Origin of the sequence: Paenibacillus sp. GCM10012306 (assembly GCF_042649265.1) — a bacterium.
Classification (GTDB): Bacteria; Bacillota; Bacilli; order Paenibacillales; family Paenibacillaceae; genus Paenibacillus_AQ.
This window is the reverse complement of sequence record NZ_JBHRYW010000001.1, coordinates 155,933-173,277: the sequence shown is the minus strand read 5'-3', so window position 1 is coordinate 173,277 and position 17,345 is coordinate 155,933. Positions and strand designations below refer to the sequence as shown.

The window sequence follows — 17,345 nt, the reverse complement described above, 5'->3', positions numbered from 1 at the left end:
GGTCATGAGCGAAAACATCGTCGCCACGAATGGTTTATCTAAAAAATACAACTCTTCCTTTGCACTGATGGATTGTTCCTTAACCATAGAAAAAGGTCAGATCTATGGCCTGGTAGGAAAGAACGGTGCAGGTAAAACCACATTGATGAGACTCATCTGTGGTCAGAGTTATCCGACGTCGGGATCACTTACTTTGTTTGGAAATAGTGATTCCCGAAAGCTCGAAGAGAGCCGCACACGCATTGGCTGTGTGATTGAGTCCCCCACATTTTATCCCAACCTTTCAGCCAAGAAAAATTTGAAGATTTATTGCATGAAAAAAGGAATACCGATTACTAATGAGCTTGACGAGTTGCTGGAATTTGTAGGTCTGGGGGATGTAGGCCGTAAAAAATTCTCCCAGTTTTCCTTAGGCATGAAAGAACGGCTAGGCATTGCCCGTGCACTGCTTGGTAAACCGGAGTTTCTGGTGCTGGATGAGCCTACGAACGGTCTTGATCCTTTGGGAATCTCACAGATTCGGGAATTGATCCTGAAGCTTAATCAAGAACAGGGTGTTACCATTCTGATCTCCAGCCATATTTTGAAGGAGCTCAGCTCCATAGCCACCCATTATGGGTTCATTGACAACGGAATGCTGATTGAGCAGGTTAGCGCCAAGGAACTCGAGTTACAATCCAAAGGCGCACTGGTCATCAAAGTCAGTAACACAGCAAAAGCATCTACGGTGCTGGATATCTGCGGCTATAAGAATTATAAAGTTTTTCCTGAGAATATTATTCGCTGTTACGACCCAGTGGACCATCCGGAGCAGATCAATCGGGAGCTTAACGAGAATGGCGTAGACGTATTCTCATTAACGGAAGAGAGAAAAGATCTCGAGGATTACTTCATAAGCTTGTTAGGAGAGAGATCAAATGCTTAATTATTGTAAAGCTGATTTATATCGTATTGGTACCCGCTTTTCTTTTTTGGTATGGTGCTTCGTTTTGATCGCTGTTCCGGCCCTGCTGATCATTGGCGTAGGCAGCCACTATGCTCCATCCATCGTTGTCCGCATTGTTCCTAGCCTCATGTATGCAGCCTTTTTCTTTATCACGCTAATCATTACAGAATACACATTCCGAGAAGATATGCAGCTGGGATTGTATAAAAATGATACAACCAGCGGCATCACACGCATGACGATCTTTATTTCCAAATATTTCAGCGGACTCCTGCTCTTATTGCTCATGTGGATACTATGCTCTGCTTCCGTCTTGGCTTCAGTCTTTTATAGCTTCGGTGCAGCAGATGGGAATACTATGCTTCAAGAAATGGGTTCTACGACGATGATTTCTAATTTTCTCAGTATCGCTGCCTATCTCGCCTTGTTCCAGATGCTTAGTGTGCTGATTCAAAAGACAGCCTCCCTGATCCTGGTGTGTATTCTGTGTAGCACGATATTTTCTAATGTAAGCAACATGCTAAGTTCAACCTTCCCTGGTCTTAGCAAAGTGTTGGCTTACCTAAATCCGGTGGCTGAGAACAGCGCACCCTCTGTAACGCTGCAGATTGTAATGCTCATCATCCCAGTGGTCTGTGTTGTCGTGCTACTAGGTGTTGGTAGTTTCTTATTCCGCAAAAAAGAACTTTAAGGAGACCGATATGCTCATTGTGATGATCGTTTTAGGTGCAGCAGCCTGCTTATTTGCAATCCTCTATAGCCTGCAGGTCTCTCAGACGCGGCGGCTGATGCAAAAACTCAGACAACTGAACGATGAAGAACGATCCCAACTCGTCACGATGAGCTTTCCCTCCAAGCTGAATCAGGAGCTTGTGATTGAGATTAATCGGCTGATCGGTGCCAAGGAACAGATGGCGCGGTCTTATCAGTGGAATGAAAAGCAGTTGCATCAAAGAATCTCCAATATTTCGCACGATATGCGAACACCGTTAACAGCTATTTTAGGCTATCTACACATGTTGATCCAGAACAAGGCGACCGATCAGGAAAAATCGCACTATCTTCGTATTGTGGAGAAAAGGGCCCGTGCGCTCCATCGTCTTATATGGGATTTCTACGATCTATCCCGCTTGGATGAAGGTGAATATGCGCTTGAATCCACTTTAATCGACGTCAACGAGATTGGTCTGAATTTACTGGCTGAAGTCTATGACGATTTTGAATCCTCTGGATTTCAAGTGGACGTTTCTCTTCCTCCTGCTGCCCCAAAGGTTATTGCGGATGCCAACGCCGTACATCGGGTCATTGAGAATGTGCTCCAGAATGCCAAGAAACATGGAAAAAATAAATTACGGGTGGATAGCAAGGTGGAGTCCGGCTCAATCGTGATGTCCTTTGCCAATGAAAGTGAGTTCATCACCAAACAAGAGCTGTCCCATGTGTTCGACCGCTCATATACCACAAGCAGCAGCAGAACAAATGACAGCACTGGACTCGGACTTTCCATATGTCAATCGCTGCTCACTCAGATGGGTCATAACATTACGGCCGACTATACCGATGGGATTTTCATAATTACAATTATTTGGAATATTGAGAGTGAGGAATATAATAATGACGAAGCAAAAAGCAAGTAGGGGAACTGGAACCTGGGCGCTATATCTGGGGTTCCTATCGATACTTTGGTCATCTAGCTTGAATGGCATTCCTGTGATTGAAACTCTAGGAGACAAGATTGGACTTCATAATCATACGGTTTTATCCCTGTCTGTCTTAATTCTTACGATACCAGGCCTCCTCTTGGGGTTAAATCATCTCAAAGATTGGGGCGCGAAAATCGGCACTTTAATATGCCTCGGTACAACGATAAGTGTTGTTATTACTATAATTACTATGTAAGACAAACGAGCTATCGCTAGATAATTTGAGTAAGGCCCAGTCGATCAACTCAACTGGGCTTTTTCTTATACTAAGTATGGTGTAGCTATTTTCATTTCTTTAATATCTTCTATTAGCATTTCAACATGTTCTTTTTTCGTAGCCCAACTAGTACAAAATCTCAAAGCACTGTGTGTAGCATCGATTTTTTCCCAGAATTGAAATGCATACTTTTTGCTTAATTCAACAATTACCTCTTCAGGCAAAATGGGGAACTGCTGATTGGTTGTAGAATCATAATGTAATGAAAAACCATTTTGAACGAAAGCATCTCTAATCATCCCTGCCATTTCCACAGCATGATTAGAGAGTTCATGGTATAAACCATCCTCAAATAGGGTTTCAAACTGGATTCCCAAAAGTCTACCTTTAGCCAGCAGTCCGCCTCTTTGCTTGATAATATAGCGAAAATCTTTCTTTAGAGAATCATTCGTTATAACTACTGCTTCACCAAACAATGCCCCAATTTTAGTTCCACCTATATAAAATACATCACATAGCCTTGCAATATCCTCTAATGTGATATCGTTGTCCTTCGAAGCCAAAGCATACCCTAATCTGGCACCATCCATGATCAAAGGTATCCCGGATTCACGACATACCTTACTCAATTCTTCCAATTCTGATTTGCGATAGGTTGTCCCATTTTCAGTTGGATGTGAAATGTACACTAAACCTGGCTGTACCATATGCTCATGAGTGACATCGTTCCAATGAGCATCATACAATTCTTTGACCTGCCCCGCTCGGATTTTCCCATCTTCACTTGGTATAGGAAGGACTTTATGACCAGTAGCTTCAATTGCCCCAGTTTCGTGTACTGCGATATGACCCGTATGTGCCGAAACTGCACCTTGATGTGGACGTAAAATCGAAGCGATAATAGTCGTATTGGTTTGTGTTCCCCCTACTAAAAAGTGGACATCTGCACTTTCAGCATTACAGGCTTTTCGAATATACCCTCTAGCTTTTTCACAATGCTCATCCATTCCATATCCAGGTGTCTGCTCGTCATTGGTTTCTAATAATCGTTCAAGAATTCGCTGATGAGCGCCTTCTGCGTAATCATTTTCAAATCGTATCACTTTATTTTCTCTCCAAACTATCTAAATTCTTCTTTATAGCTAACATAGAAGTGTGTATCTCATTGATTTGTTTCCGTGATAAACCTTGGAATAGATCCACTAATTGTTCATCCGATTTTTTATTTATTTCATTAAAAAGTGCTACACCTTCAGGAGATAAGCGAATGAGATTCGTTCTGACATTCGAGGTCGATGGCTCCTTAATAATCAGCCCATCTTTCTTTAGCTTTCTAATGATTCTGCTCATGTAACTTCGATCAATATTAAGTAAATCAACCAGATTGTTCGCAATACATTGCTCCATCAAGCCAATTTCTATAATGACTCGTGCTTCTGTCAATGAGTAGCCCGTATCTAATACACTTTTATTTAATAGACCTAGTACGTCCGTGTAATATCTATTGAATTGACGTATATCTGCAATAACTTTATTATCCATGCTTGTCTCCTTTCTAGTGGACTCTGTCTACTAATAATGTATTATTTCTAGTGGACTCTGTCAACATGAATGTAAGTGGTATATCAACAGTGAGTTAAGACACGTTCGTTCGCTTATATATAAATATTGTGGATTCATTAATATAAAAAAAAGAGGAGCGGATGAATTATCCACTCCTCTTTCTTCATATTAATCTGCGCTTGCCGTAATGTGTTCCCACTTGTCATATTCCTCAAGCATGCCATTCAGCTGCGTACGCGCCATCACAAGGCCCATGCTTCCGAGCGCTAGTCTTCTCGGAGCATTATCTGTGCCGGCAATATCGGCAACGGCTGACATCGCTTTTTCAACATCGCCGTAAGGCGCGGTCTCAGCAAGATCATTATACCAATCATACAGCGGTTGGTAGTCTGGAATGCTGCTTGTGATTTCCTGAGTATTTCCTTGGAAGCCAGTTTTGAATCCTGCAGGCTCTACCAGCGTGAGCTTGATGCCCAGATCCTTGACTTCAGCCGCCAGACCTTCACTCAAGCTTTCAAGTGCTGCTTTGGAGCTACAGTAGATAGACAGCGTTGGCAAGCTTTGTACGCCGCCCATGGATGAGATATTGATAATATGACCGGAGCGATTTTCCCGCATTTGTGGAAGAACAGCCTGGATGGTGGTCATCACACCAAACACATTCGTTTCATATTGCTTACGTGCTTGGTCAACAGTTACTTCTTCAAAAATGCCTGCTTGCGCATATCCAGCATTATTGAGCAGTACATCAATTGCTCCATATTGACGCGTTACCGCATCTACAACCTCTTGGGTCATTTCCGCATTAGTAATATCCAATGCCAGGACTTGTACGTTACTATATTGGCTAAATTCAGCGGCAGCTTTCGATGTATCCCGCATGGTAGCTACGACATTCCATTCACGCTTCGCAAATTGGAGAACCAACTCTTTTCCGAAACCTGTTGATGTGCCTGTGATTAAAATTGTTTTACTCAAGTGTATTCCCTCCTGATAACGGATTGAGCTGGGCTCATGAGTTATCGTAACCCTTAAAGTTCACTTTAAGGCAAGGATTATTTTTTAATTGACTCCCACCAGCTTGAAGTAGGGAATTCACTTGAACCGATCATCACTTTTTCGCCAATTTTTGGCGTAGCCAAAGCTACATTCCGCTCACCTGCAGCTGCTTTCGCCCGCTCAATAGGGTCTGTCCAACTGTGCAATGCCAGCGTGAAAGCTCCCCAGTGAATAGGAACCATTACTTTCCCCTGTACATCCAGATTCGCTTGCACGGACTCTTCAGGAAGCATATGAATATTGGCCCATTTCACATCATATTGACCTGTTTCAATGAGGGCAAGATCGAACGGACCGTATTTATCACCAATCTCCTTAAAGTGAGGCCCATAACCACTATCCCCGCTAAAATATACATTCGATTGGTTACCTTGAATAACCCAGGAGCTCCATAACGTGGACCCACTACGGGTGCCGCGGCCAGAGAAATGTCTTGCCGGCGTGCTAACGAAGTTCAACCCTTGATACGATGTCTCTTCCCACCAATCAAGCTCCTGAATCTGGCTAGGATCAACGCCCCATTTTGTCAAATGCCCAGAGACCCCTAGCGGAACGATAAATTGTTTAACCTTTCCTTTCAGCTTGCGGATCGAACTATAATCCAGATGATCATAATGGTCATGCGATATCAAGACGACATCAATATCAGGCAGATCCTCAATCTGTGCTAGCGGCTTATTGCTATAACGCTTTGGCCCTGCAAAAGAAACTGGAGAGGCATATTTACTAAATACCGGGTCGATCAGCAGCTTCATTCCACTGACTTTCATCAATAAGGTCGAATGACCAAACCAGATGACTTGATCCTCGTTACTGTCCGAAAATGCTTTTGCATTAAAGACCTCCATCGGAAGTGTTACCTTTGGCCGGCCATTCGGGTTGCCTTTTATCGTATCGTATAAAGCCCCAGCAGTATCTTTTAAGCTGTAATCCATCGGTGTCGGTATTTGATTGCGAAACTTCCCATCGACAAAGTTAGCGGATTCATGAATCCGTTGCTGACTATCGGCTGAACTCTTTCCACCAAGAGGAGGATAATAACTCAAAATTAAGAAAATTACTAATGCGAGTGCGAACAAGATTATTACATATTTCATCCAGTCTCTCCTGCTTTCTTATTCCGATGAATATTATTTTTTAATAGTCCCAGTATATACCTTAAAGTGCACTCTAAGGCAAGGTCTATGATTACAACAAAGTCACCCTATTCTTCGTTAGAGTGACTTGTCACCATCACAATTCTTATATGGGTGTATCTAATTCCTCGATGTACGTGAGAAAACGTTCCTCTGGATTGCCCTTTTCAATATTGTTATACACTTCAAGCTTCTGGCTAACAGCTTCAAAAGCCTCATCCAGCACTCGCTGCTTCCGTTTGATCTCTGCTTGATGGGCTTCCAGTATGGCTCTACGCTGCCCGATCGTTTCATCCCCCTGCAAGGCAAGATCAACAATCTTTTTCAAATCCGCTACACTCATTCCTGTCGCACGAAAACAAGTCATTAAGCGAATCCAGTCCAGATCTCTTTTCTCGAACATGCGGTTGCCGTGATCGTCCCTGCGGATGTTGGGCAACAATCCTTCTTTATCGTAAAATCGGATCGTGTGAGCAGCGCAATTTAATTTTTCCGATGCTTCCTTAATTGTAAACAAAGTGCTCTCCTCCCAAGTCCAGTGTTCATAATTTCACTTATTCTATTATTAGCATTAAACTGAACTTTAAGTCAAATTCCTCAGGGTCTCGTTCACTCTAGAGAGAAGTTGCTAATGAAAAAAAGCTGTCTCTATCGTGGAAATCCACGTTTGAGACAGCCCTTCAAAGTTCTTGCTAAAGTATTTCCCCTTTTAGGGAATTCTACGATGTGCTCTTTACTGTATTCTTAGCTCGGAATCTATGCTGTAGCTGTGTCCCGCTTCATAACTGAACGGCAGCGTCTGTTCACCATAGCGCAGCGTGGTATGTCCCGTAGTCAATGCTCGCACAGACACCTCGACCAATTGTCCCTCCGACCAGATGACGTCTACCTCCAAGGCACCCCTGGCCCGAAGTCCACGATATTGCCCTGAAGACCATGATGCCGGAAGGGCTGGCAGTAAATGAAGTTCCCCTGCATGACTCTGTAGCAACATGTCCGCAATCGCCGCCGTTCCGCCGAAATTGCCATCCGCCACATAGATCGGACTCTCCGCGCCGCCAATCCCCGGCTTCGAGAAGGTCAGCAGGTTATCAAAGCACAAGCTTCCAATCAGGTGCGAAATCTGCTCATAAGCATTTTCTCCATCATGCAGACGGGAATAGCAGCCGGCAAAGGCAGCTACCGTAAACTCCACATCCTCATGATTGCTGGTTGATTTACGACCCTCCAGCGTAACACGTGCAGCCTCGCTAAGTTCAGGGGTATGCTGCGGAGTAACGCGATAAGCTGGATACAAGCTGTGTAAATGGGACAAATGACGGTGTTCAGGCTGCGCTTCCACGTAATCCTCCAGCCATTCCTGAAGCTGTCCTTTTTGCCCGATCTGCAGCGGTGGCAGCAAGGCAATAGCTTTTTTCAAATCAGCTTGCAACTGCTCATCCACCTCAAGCTTCTCTGCTGCCTCCAAGACAAATTCGAACAGATCGCTCACTAACACCTGATCCAGCGTCGTCCCCATGGATAGATAGTGATGCACCTGTGTGCCATTGGCATGGAAGGTATTTTCCGGGGAGATCGAAGGTCCCGTGACAAGCCAGCCATACGTAGGGTGCAGGGCCATATAATCTAGAAAGAATAGAGCCGCTTCTTTTAAAAAAGGGTAAGCAGTTTCACTTAAAAATTGTTCATTCAACGTAAATTCATAATGATCCCGCAATTGCATCGCAATCCACAGACCGCCTGTGACGTTCAGCCCCCAGGAATTCTGCCAGGCCGGAGCTGTAAAACCCCAAGCATTGGATACGGTATGCGCCACCCAGCCTTCACATCCATAGAAATCCCGAGCCGCTGCTTTTCCGCTCTCCGCGAGCTGCTCAATGTAGCGAATTAACGGCTGGTGAGACTCAGACAAATGAGTCGTTTCCGTCGGATAGTAGTTCATTTGCGTGTTAATATCAATGTGGTAATCACAGGTCCAGCCCATACGGCAAGCCTGGTCATCGTTCCAGATCCCCTGTAAATGCAGCGGCAGAGGCGAATCCTCTCTTGCCCCGCAGAGGGTCAAATACCGACCATATTGGAAAAATAACGCGAATAAAGCAGCATCCTCACCTTTACCCTGTGACACATTGCGGATTCTTTCGTCCGTAGGTAATGACGTTTGTTCAGATGTTCCCAGCTCTAAGCTGACTCGATTATACAGACTGTTATAGTCTGCAATATGATCCAATTTAAGAGACTCATATCCTTTGGCTACCGCTAGTAGGTTCCTATTCTCCGCCACATTCATCCAGTCGTCGCTGGTCACGCCATAGTCTGTATTGATCGCAAAATAAATAATAGCTTCCTGCGCATTACTAACCTCAAGCCTTCCCGCGTCTCCACTAATTGTTCCACCCTGTGTTGTAACATGAATGCTACCTTGGCTACGCACACCACATTGTCCATCGCTATGCAGCTGCTCCAGCGCTTGCCCCTTAAAGAAGAGTCTGCCTGCGCTCTGTGGCTCGTTCCAGCTCTCGAAATAATCCGTTTTCCCTTCAAGATGCAGGCTGAACGAAACGCCCTCCGGTTGTTCACTCCATAACCGGCAGACGATCAGTCCATCCGCATGGGAAGCAAATAGCTCGCGGTGTACCTTCGCACCCTCAACTTGATACGTTGTCTTCGTGATTGCGTTTTCAAGATTAAGCTCTCGAATGACATCTTCTCCGGCAGCTTTAAACTTCAAGATTACATCACATACGGGCAGATTGGTGCCAAAATTCTCTTTGCCTGGCTCAAGTAATTGGCTCGCTAACCGCTCGCCGCCTTCATAATCTCCATCGAAAAAGTGCTGTCTGAGCCGCGCCAGATCATCCTTGCCGGAAGATTGGCTGGTGATCAGTTCTCTTTTCCCGGACCAGTAAGTCGATTCCGTGATATTCCAAACTTCTTGTTCTGCTCCGCCATATACGATTGCAGCTAATCTGCCATTTCCGACCGGGATACCTTCGGACCATGAAGCCGCTGGTTTGTTGTACCATAGTTTCTGTGCGCTCATCAAATCTGCCTCCAGAAGTTTCTTCATTATATATAGTAGTTATATTAGTGGTTTTCTCCCGGAAAAGCTTTGTACGAAACTATTATTTTTTATCGAAAACAGAGAAATGGAGGGCAACCAGTGGCAGCGTATGGATGAGAAATGATGGCTGCGTGCGGGACAACTGATGACGCTGATGACTCCGGTCGGGACAGTTAATGACTGCGTCTGGAGGCATGAAAATAGCCAGAGCAAAAGAAAATTTGCCCTGGCTGCGGTATTTGATTCGGGGATTTCATTCAGCTAATAGAGTTATTAAATAAAATGGATTTGAAATACAGAGGTATAGATAGAGATAGAGATAGAGATAGACGTAGAGATCAAGTCGGCGTAGTTCCGGTGAAGGTGGGATTTTCGGCCACAGTTGTCCAGAATTCTTAAAGAGGCTAAGTGTCGCAACCCCTCGCATCCCCAATTAAGAGCATTTTTGCACCTTAAATTCATCGTTTTGAGAGAAAATACGCAATTAAGGGCATTATTGTAGCTTATTTTCTAGAAAAACCGCTATTCGGTAGAATTCCGTAAAATTAAGGTGCAAATTTGCCCTTATTTCAAGCTAACCCCTTCGTTCCTGATAATTAAGGTACAAAAATGCCTCTATTTACAATTTGGAGATGCATGAGAGGTGCTAGAGAGGTGTTTGGGATACTCTCGATGCTCTCAACACTCTTGGTAATCTTAGCACTCTCAGCACCGTTAGCACCGTTAGCACCCTTAACTCTTAATACTTTTAGCACTCTTAGCACTCTTAGCACCTCAGCACTCTTAGCACCCTCAACACTCTCAGCACCGTTAGCACCTCAACACTCTTAGCACCTTAGCACTTCCACACTTCTGATGCTCTTGGCACTATCGATACTCTGAGACACTCTTGACTCTCTCGATGCTCTTAAGACACCCTCAGCACTCTCGACACTCTTCCACGTCATCCCTTCACGCCTTCTACATCTTCCCTTTGTTCAGTCTATGCAGTAACCTTCTTATCCTTTAGCATCGACCGGAAAACCAGCTTCAGCACAGGCGGCACTGCAAAGAAGATAAACAATGTTCGGAAGAGCTGATAACACGTAACAATCGACAGGTCGCCGTTCACTTCCTTGGCGATGAGGGCCATTTGGTCCATACCGCCTGGCGACAAGCCAAGAAAAGCTGTGACGATTGTGATGTCATGCATTCGTGTCAGCAGCAAGCTAAGCCCCATCGACACCCCAATCAGCAGCACCCCGCTCAATATTGCGAGCAGAACAATTTTCGTCTTATTTTTTAAACTCTCCAGATCCAGCAGCAGCCCAATGTAGCCTCCGATCATCAGCTGTGAAAGACTGAGTACGATGGGTGGCAGTGCATGGCCCTCATACCCGGTCAAATTAAGCAGGATCGTGCCGATCATTGGTCCAAGCAGAAAAGCCGTTGGCATCTTGATCTTTTTGGCGATGAACGCACTCAGTACGCATACTGCGGCAAAGACCAAAATATGCGGAAATAGCGCAGCATATCCAGCAGATCCGCTCGCAGCAGCAGCTACGGCATTGTGGCTGCCACTGACATGAAACAATGGACTGAAGATCAGCAGCGGTACGCAGAAAATAATCATCATTAGCCGGGACACCTGCAAAAAGGTGACGACTGTGATATCAATTCCTTTCACTTCTTCCGCTAGCGTGATCATCTGGCTGAGGCCCCCGGGAATACTACCCATAAGCACCGTCGGGAAAGGAATACCGGACAATCTCGAAATTAAAAATGCAATAGCCCCGGCACATAACAGCAGCAACGCCGTAAACAAAATCATCGTCGGCAGCTGCTGTCCGATCTGCGTTAAGGTCGACAGGGTGAACGAGAGTCCCAAGGTATAACCGATGATAATCATACCCGTGTCGCGGACTTGCCCAGGCCAGTAAAAGGAGATCCCTTTAAATAATCTGGAGCCGATCACAAGGAACACCATCGAGCCGAGTAGCCATGGAATTGGCATATGGATCAGTTGAAAAACAAATCCGCCAAGAACGGCAATGGCACAAGTCACCGCAAAACGGAGCCACTTGTTCTCCTTCCCTAATACCTTCCGAGGTGTGTCGCCGTCCATTACAGGCTCTCCGTTATTTCATCGATAGCCTTGTGAACATCTCCTTTAAAAATGCCTCCATGATAGCAGATTACAGTCTCGATTGGATAATCCTTCAACTTGCGGAGTGATTCCAGTGCGAGTGGCATATCTGGCGTAACTGCCGGATTAGGACCGATCAGTTTACTGTCTTCAACGTTTAAAGCATCCCCTGCAATGAGTGTCTTACTAGGCTCATGATACAGGCTTATATGTCCAGGCGTATGCCCTGGTGTATGAATTGCGGTCAATCCGCCGCCGAAAGACAGTTTCTCTCCGTCTGCCAGTAACGTAGTCACATTCTTTTCTTTTCCAGAAAAAGTAGCTTCAAAGGCAGTAGCAAGATCTTGCGGAAGAGAGGCAATTAGTCCTTCTTTACGTTCCCCGCTGAACTTAATCATCGGCTTCAGTCCATCGATATAAGGCTGGTCATCCCCGTGGGCATACACCTCTATGCCTTCACCCTTGAACTGCGGCAAGCTGCCTACATGATCGATGTCTTGATGGGTTAAAATAATGGAATGAGGGGCCGCAGGGTCAATTCCCGCTTGGGTTAAAAGCTCCGTGATTTGGCCGTAAGAACCAGGCATACCGGTGTCCACTAATACATAAGAATGTTCACCGCGGATCGCCACCGGGTTAATGATAAAGTCATGCTCACCCATCTTAAGAGTAAGCACTAGCATTTCAATCTGATCGTTAATTTTCATGTTGCGCCAAAGCGAATGCTCTGGCTCACCTCCTTAGAAATAAGTTCATAAAACTGACAAGTTCATTATATGACTTTGGGGTTTTGTCGTCAAATTCCTTTATTGACCACATGGAAGGGACATGTCAGAATGTGTAGGGGTGGTTAAGTTGGAACAATTCAAAAGACAGCAAATTATTGAAACAGCAATGTGCATTTTTAGGAAAAAAGGATATTTCGCTGCCTCCATGCAGGATATCGCAGAAGCTTGTAGCATGGCCAAGGCCAGCATCTATAAAGTGTTTCCATCTAAAGAAGATTTATTTACTGGCGTATTTGTCGAGGTACACAGAATTCTATTCGAAGAGGCCAGGCAGCTTGATCGGAGACTTTCGCTTGAGGGGCTTCCACCGAAGGAAGTGCTGCGTCTTAAGATCGAATATCAGATGCAATATATGCTTGAAAATTATTTTTTCACCAGTGAGTTTAAAGAGCTCCCGATCACAAGCAATGACAACTTTGTAGTGGAGTGGAGAAAAAAACGCGCCTCATTGCTGACATTACATCAGGATTGCTTCTATGAAGCGTATGGCGAGCCGATTGTTCCTTATCTCGGGGATGTTGTGACCATCTTCCGCGGCATGATCAAAGAATATCTGTCGCATGCGGTCCAAGCTGTGATCGCTGTTCCCATGGCCGAATTAGCAGGCTTCTTCGTCGATCGTCTGGATACAGTCATCGGGGACTTGATCGCCAGCAATCCTGAACCTGTGCTTAAGACCTCGAGTGCTTTTTTCAATCAAATCAATCCAATGGATAACGACACCCGGCAGAACAACCTGGATGAATTTCTGATGTTTTTTGCCGATAAGATCCGCGGGCTGCCACAACCAGAGCAGATTCGGATTGAATTGCTGGAGGTCATCGAACTGCTGAAGACGGAGTTAGGACAATCAAAGCCTAATAGTACCCTTATTCGGGTATACACCAACTTTTTGGATTCTGTCAGCGAGTTAGCACCTTATGTACGCCAGCTCAATCTAATGCTGAACCGTTAGATAATTTAACAAGGCAAATCATAAAGAAAAAGCAACCGAAATCAATCAGTTGCTTTTCCTTGTTTAAATATGATTATTTCCTCTTAATTCTTGTCCAGCTTAATTCCCTGTAACATCACTTCAAGTCCCCAATGGAACCGGTCCATGACGACCTCGCCTCCCGAGAATAATTCTTCAGTCAGACTGTGAATGAACGGAAAACGAACAGGGTCTGCTTTTTCAAAGGATTCTTTGATGGCAGGCATCTCCACAGTGCCATGTTTCCTCCAGGAATGCTTCTCGAAGGCTGTAGATGTGACGTATAACAGTAGCAGATCCACTCCCCAGGCTGCTGCCGCCGATTTGGCTCCACCTTCATGCAGCGCGGTAAGGAGGTATTCGACTAACTCAAGGTATTGGTCTCCCCGTGGCATCGTGGACAGTGAAATTTCAGAGAGACCTGGTTGCTCGATTAATAGCAGGAAATACGCAGTAAGGGCTCCGAACAATCTTTCCTTCCATGAACCCTGCTTGGAATCAGGCAGCACTAATTCACCAAGTCCGTAATCCAGAACATAAGAGCTTAAATCCTCCAGATTATTAACGTACACATACAATGAAGAAGGGCCTGTATCCAATGCTTTTGCAACTTTACGCATGCTCATCCCTGCCATCCCTTGCTCTTTGAGGAGTTCATAGGCGGTTTTAACGATGAGCTCACGGCTTAACGGCTCTTTGGCCGGACGGTCACGACGGCTTACAATAATTCGATTAGAATTCTTCATAGTCTCTTTATAATATAGCATAGTCAGAAATTCAACATGTTTATTGACCTTCGAATTGCTCTTGGAAGGACTGCATTAATTCAGCCATCTTGGCAGCGGCATTGTCTGAGAACGTAAGCTGCAGGCTGTAATCCGATTCCTGAGCTTTGACGGATGAGAATGCATACATTTTTTCCTCGTACTCCATGATTGCCTTGGCATAATCACCACGATTCCGGGCAATGGCAAGTGCTAGCTCCAAGGCATCATACATCGCCATATTTACACCTTCACCCGCGAATGGCGACATGACATGGGCGGCATCCCCGATCAAGGTTACGCCAGGGTTATAATTCCACTTGAATCCGATAGGAAGCATGTAGATCCGTCTAGTCAAAATAGCATCTTCAGCGTAACGGATATAGTCTTTTAGCTGCTCATCCCAATCACTGAATAGATCCAATAGCCGCTCCTTAGCTTCTTTAGGCTGGTCGAACGGAATCCCACTTGTCTCTAACCAGTTTCTCTCTACCTGAAGACTAGCGTACACCTTAATTCGTCCATCTCCATTCAATTGACCAAGGATACCTTTATGATCATCCAGTGCAAACATTTTACCACGTTTATTAAACGCCGCTAATTCCGGATGATTCTGGGCTGCATTCAGGATGTTTAGTTCAATCATAGTCAGACCGGAGTACTCAACATCGGCATCCGTGAGCAATGGGCGTACACGTGAGAAGGCTCCATCCGCACCAATCAAGAGGTCAACCGTATCCACAGCACCATTTTCAAAATGAAGCTCGGTCATGCCGTTCTCTGACGAAACAGCCTTTGCGAGTTTATAACCATATTTGATCGTACCTTGATCAAGATCGCGTAACAGCAAATCACACAGCACGCCGCGGTCAATCTCGGGACGAGTCCCTGCTCCGCCTGATTCTGAATCTGAATCTTCATCAACATAAATTTTCGCGTTTTTATCAAGTACCCGGAAGTCCTCTTCTTCAAAGCGGGCAATACGTTGGAACTCCTCCAACAGCCCAGCTTCTTTAAGTGCTCTTTGACCGGATTCTTCGTGAATATCCAAGGTACCGCCTCTTTCATGACTAGTGTCATGAAGCTCCCGCTCATAAACTACAGACTGAATGCCTTGGCGCTGCAAGATTAGGGCTAGTGTCAATCCCCCTGGTCCTGCTCCGATAATAGCAATTCGTTTTTGTTCTTTAGATACTGTTGTCATTGTAATGCATCTCCTTCATGTAAGTTTAATTTGTATAAAGTGAACCTGAGATTTTTACGTAAGGCTTGGTCGTCACTACGGTGGAATGTTTGGACTTCCGGTCGCTGTTGTTGTCAGATTTCTTCTTTAATAAACCGCTTTTAGCGGTTGAAATCTGACAACAAAGGCGAGCGCTACGCTCCTACAGTTCCAAACTCCCCCCTTCGTTCCTTCTCGCTTTTGTTTTTTCTTATGTTCATTTTCTAGAGAATTAAAAGATCTAAGCACTCACTGAACATCGTTCTTTAAGAACACTGTTCGTTAATAGCAAAAATATATTGCCCCCTATCCTATTTATGGGCGGTTAGCGTGCCTTTTTAGGAGGAGCCGACGATTTTTTCAGAAAGAACGTCAATACCAAAGCAATAAGTGCAAAGGATAATGTGATCCAGAACGTGTGACCGAATGATTGTCCTAGTTGTTCCAATGTATGTCCTTCCGGCAAGTTTCTAATTTGCTTAGTCAGGTACGCGGCTGTAATCGTTATCCCGAAGGAAGACATAATCTGCTGCGCGGAAGTGGTGATCGGTGTCACACGGTTTACGAGTTCTATTGGAGCTGATTTAAGCACATGCGTATTAAGCTGCATCATGGTTAAACCTTGACCAAGTCCCACAAAAGCAAAACTACACATAATGTAAACTGCACTGGTACTCGTAGTAATATGCGTTAAGGCAAACAAGGCACCGGCTAATGATAAAATACCAAGGAATGTAACTGGACGAACCCCGTACCGGTCAAATAGCTTCCCGCCTACATTAATCCCGATCGTTGACATGATCGCTTGAGGAATAACGTACAATCCAGCTTCCAGAGGAGAGAGTCCCTTAGCCTGTTGCAGATATAGCGTAAACAGCAGGATACTCCCGAATAATGCCATTTGGTTCATCCAGGCCAGAATGATGCCATGCGTGAATGTCTTCGAGCGGAACACTCTCAACTCAAGCAGGGGGTGCTTTTGCTTAAGCTCATTCCAAATGAATAATAACAAGGTAACAACACCCAGTCCGAGAGACCCCAAGGTCCATTCGTCAAGCCAGCCCTTCTCCCCGGCTTGATGCACACTGAACACTAACGAAGCAAAGGCAATCGGGGCTAAAATTGCACCCAGGAAATCCAACTTCATTTCTTTACCTGGCTTTGAAGCCGGTAAGTAACGCCATGCCATCCAGAAAGCAAAGATTCCGACAGGCAGATTAATAAGGAATATCCAGTGCCAGTTAATAAATTCGATTAACCAGCCGGACAATATAGGTCCGAAAATCGGAGCGAGCAGCATAGGAATACCGAGGATCCCCATCACGGAACCGCGCTTATCTGGAGGCGATACCTTGAACACCATGGCAATACCGATTGGTGAGACCATTCCGCCGCCTAGCGCTTGAAAGATGCGATAAATAATCAGCTGCTCTGGTGTTTGAGCCAGTGCACAAAGCATTGATGCAATAACAAATAATACAATGCTTGCAAGAAACATACGCTTAGGTGTGAAGCGATCCGAAAACCACCCTGCGAGTGGAATGACCGCTGAGAGCGCCAACGTATACGCTGTAATCACCCATTGAATCGTGCCGAGATTGGAATGAAAGGTGTCCACTAATTTAGGAACAGCTACATTCATAATTGTACTGTCCAAAATAATTAGAAACATTCCCGTTGCCACTGCAAGCAGAATCGGCAGGATCTTCTTCATTGAGAATTCGGATGGAGCACCTTGAGCTTGTGTGTTCAAAAGAAGAACCACCTCTTTTCTTTATTATAGTC

Annotated in this window: 15 protein-coding genes; 4 read left to right on the top strand and 11 right to left on the bottom strand. The window is 45.0% G+C overall.

Annotation, left to right across the window (positions count from 1 at the left end):
• The first annotated feature begins 4 nt into the window (after positions 1-4).
• From ACFORK_RS00770 to ACFORK_RS00760, 3 genes are read left to right on the top strand one after another with little or no spacing between them, the layout of a single operon-like run.
• Positions 5-925 (top strand): ATP-binding cassette domain-containing protein, encoded by a 921-nt coding sequence (locus ACFORK_RS00770; protein WP_379194618.1) that lies wholly within the window; start codon positions 5-7, stop codon positions 923-925.
• Entirely contained in the window at positions 918-1,637 is a 720-nt protein-coding gene (locus ACFORK_RS00765) for a hypothetical protein (RefSeq protein WP_379194616.1), read from the top strand. Before ACFORK_RS00770 ends, ACFORK_RS00765 begins: the two co-directional genes overlap by 8 nt.
• A 22-nt stretch (positions 1,638-1,659) precedes the next feature.
• Entirely contained in the window at positions 1,660-2,583 is a 924-nt protein-coding gene (locus tag ACFORK_RS00760; protein WP_379195721.1) for a sensor histidine kinase, read from the top strand.
• A gap of 327 nt (positions 2,584-2,910) precedes the next feature.
• On the opposite strand, the gene ACFORK_RS00755 is transcribed toward ACFORK_RS00760, so the two are convergent.
• The 8 genes from ACFORK_RS00755 to ACFORK_RS00720 form a co-directional block, all read right to left on the bottom strand.
• On the bottom strand, positions 2,911-3,969 hold the full coding sequence (locus ACFORK_RS00755; protein WP_379194614.1) for a threonine aldolase family protein: 1,059 nt from the start codon (positions 3,967-3,969) through the stop codon (positions 2,911-2,913).
• A 1-nt stretch (position 3,970) separates the two neighbouring features.
• Positions 3,971-4,408 carry a MarR family winged helix-turn-helix transcriptional regulator gene (locus tag ACFORK_RS00750; protein WP_379194612.1) on the bottom strand — a complete coding sequence of 146 codons (438 nt, stop codon included), beginning with the start codon at positions 4,406-4,408 and terminating at the stop codon, positions 3,971-3,973.
• Between the two features lie 189 nt (positions 4,409-4,597).
• Positions 4,598-5,407: an SDR family NAD(P)-dependent oxidoreductase gene (locus ACFORK_RS00745; protein WP_379194610.1), complete on the bottom strand. Its 810-nt coding sequence runs from the start codon at positions 5,405-5,407 to the stop codon at positions 4,598-4,600.
• A 77-nt stretch (positions 5,408-5,484) separates the two neighbouring features.
• Complete coding sequence (locus ACFORK_RS00740; RefSeq protein WP_379194608.1) at positions 5,485-6,585, bottom strand: MBL fold metallo-hydrolase; 1,101 nt, start codon at positions 6,583-6,585, stop codon at positions 5,485-5,487.
• A 145-nt stretch (positions 6,586-6,730) separates the two neighbouring features.
• Entirely contained in the window at positions 6,731-7,141 is a 411-nt protein-coding gene (locus tag ACFORK_RS00735) for a MerR family transcriptional regulator (protein ID WP_379194606.1), read from the bottom strand.
• A 216-nt stretch (positions 7,142-7,357) separates the two neighbouring features.
• Positions 7,358-9,667: a glycoside hydrolase family 95 protein gene (locus ACFORK_RS00730; protein WP_379194604.1), complete on the bottom strand. Its 2,310-nt coding sequence runs from the start codon at positions 9,665-9,667 to the stop codon at positions 7,358-7,360.
• 1,003 nt (positions 9,668-10,670) lie between these two features.
• Positions 10,671-11,792, bottom strand: coding sequence for an AbrB family transcriptional regulator (locus ACFORK_RS00725; RefSeq protein ID WP_379194602.1), 1,122 nt, complete (start codon positions 11,790-11,792; stop codon positions 10,671-10,673).
• A complete protein-coding gene (locus ACFORK_RS00720; protein WP_379194600.1) occupies positions 11,792-12,520 on the bottom strand; it encodes an MBL fold metallo-hydrolase in 729 nt (242 codons plus the stop codon). Before ACFORK_RS00720 ends, ACFORK_RS00725 begins: the two co-directional genes overlap by 1 nt.
• A 148-nt stretch (positions 12,521-12,668) precedes the next feature.
• Here ACFORK_RS00720 and ACFORK_RS00715 point away from each other — a divergent pair, with 148 nt between their 5' ends.
• On the top strand, positions 12,669-13,556 hold the full coding sequence (locus ACFORK_RS00715; RefSeq protein ID WP_379194598.1) for a TetR/AcrR family transcriptional regulator: 888 nt from the start codon (positions 12,669-12,671) through the stop codon (positions 13,554-13,556).
• An 83-nt stretch (positions 13,557-13,639) separates the two neighbouring features.
• Here the strand turns inward: ACFORK_RS00715 and ACFORK_RS00710 are convergent, their stop codons facing one another.
• The 3 genes from ACFORK_RS00710 to ACFORK_RS00700 all read right to left on the bottom strand — a co-directional run bounded on the left by ACFORK_RS00710 (position 13,640) and on the right by ACFORK_RS00700 (position 17,313).
• Positions 13,640-14,320: a TetR/AcrR family transcriptional regulator gene (locus tag ACFORK_RS00710; protein ID WP_379194596.1), complete on the bottom strand. Its 681-nt coding sequence runs from the start codon at positions 14,318-14,320 to the stop codon at positions 13,640-13,642.
• Between the two features lie 40 nt (positions 14,321-14,360).
• Positions 14,361-15,542: an FAD-dependent oxidoreductase gene (locus ACFORK_RS00705; RefSeq protein WP_379194593.1), complete on the bottom strand. Its 1,182-nt coding sequence runs from the start codon at positions 15,540-15,542 to the stop codon at positions 14,361-14,363.
• Between the two features lie 343 nt (positions 15,543-15,885).
• A complete protein-coding gene (locus ACFORK_RS00700) occupies positions 15,886-17,313 on the bottom strand; it encodes an MDR family MFS transporter (RefSeq protein ID WP_379194591.1) in 1,428 nt (475 codons plus the stop codon).
• Between the last annotated feature and the right edge of the window lie 32 nt (positions 17,314-17,345).

Coding starts and splice junctions, on each gene's coding strand:
- ACFORK_RS00770 (WP_379194618.1), top strand. CDS start 5: ATGAGCGAAAACATCGTCGCCACGAATGGTTTATCTAAAAAATACAAC.
- ACFORK_RS00765 (WP_379194616.1), top strand. CDS start 918: ATGCTTAATTATTGTAAAGCTGATTTATATCGTATTGGTACCCGCTTT.
- ACFORK_RS00760 (WP_379195721.1), top strand. CDS start 1,660: ATGATCGTTTTAGGTGCAGCAGCCTGCTTATTTGCAATCCTCTATAGC.
- ACFORK_RS00750 (WP_379194612.1), bottom strand. CDS start 4,408: ATGGATAATAAAGTTATTGCAGATATACGTCAATTCAATAGATATTAC.
- ACFORK_RS00740 (WP_379194608.1), bottom strand. CDS start 6,585: ATGAAATATGTAATAATCTTGTTCGCACTCGCATTAGTAATTTTCTTA.
- ACFORK_RS00730 (WP_379194604.1), bottom strand. CDS start 9,667: ATGAGCGCACAGAAACTATGGTACAACAAACCAGCGGCTTCATGGTCC.
- ACFORK_RS00725 (WP_379194602.1), bottom strand. CDS start 11,792: ATGGACGGCGACACACCTCGGAAGGTATTAGGGAAGGAGAACAAGTGG.
- ACFORK_RS00720 (WP_379194600.1), bottom strand. CDS start 12,520: ATGAAAATTAACGATCAGATTGAAATGCTAGTGCTTACTCTTAAGATG.
- ACFORK_RS00710 (WP_379194596.1), bottom strand. CDS start 14,320: ATGAAGAATTCTAATCGAATTATTGTAAGCCGTCGTGACCGTCCGGCC.
- ACFORK_RS00705 (WP_379194593.1), bottom strand. CDS start 15,542: ATGACAACAGTATCTAAAGAACAAAAACGAATTGCTATTATCGGAGCA.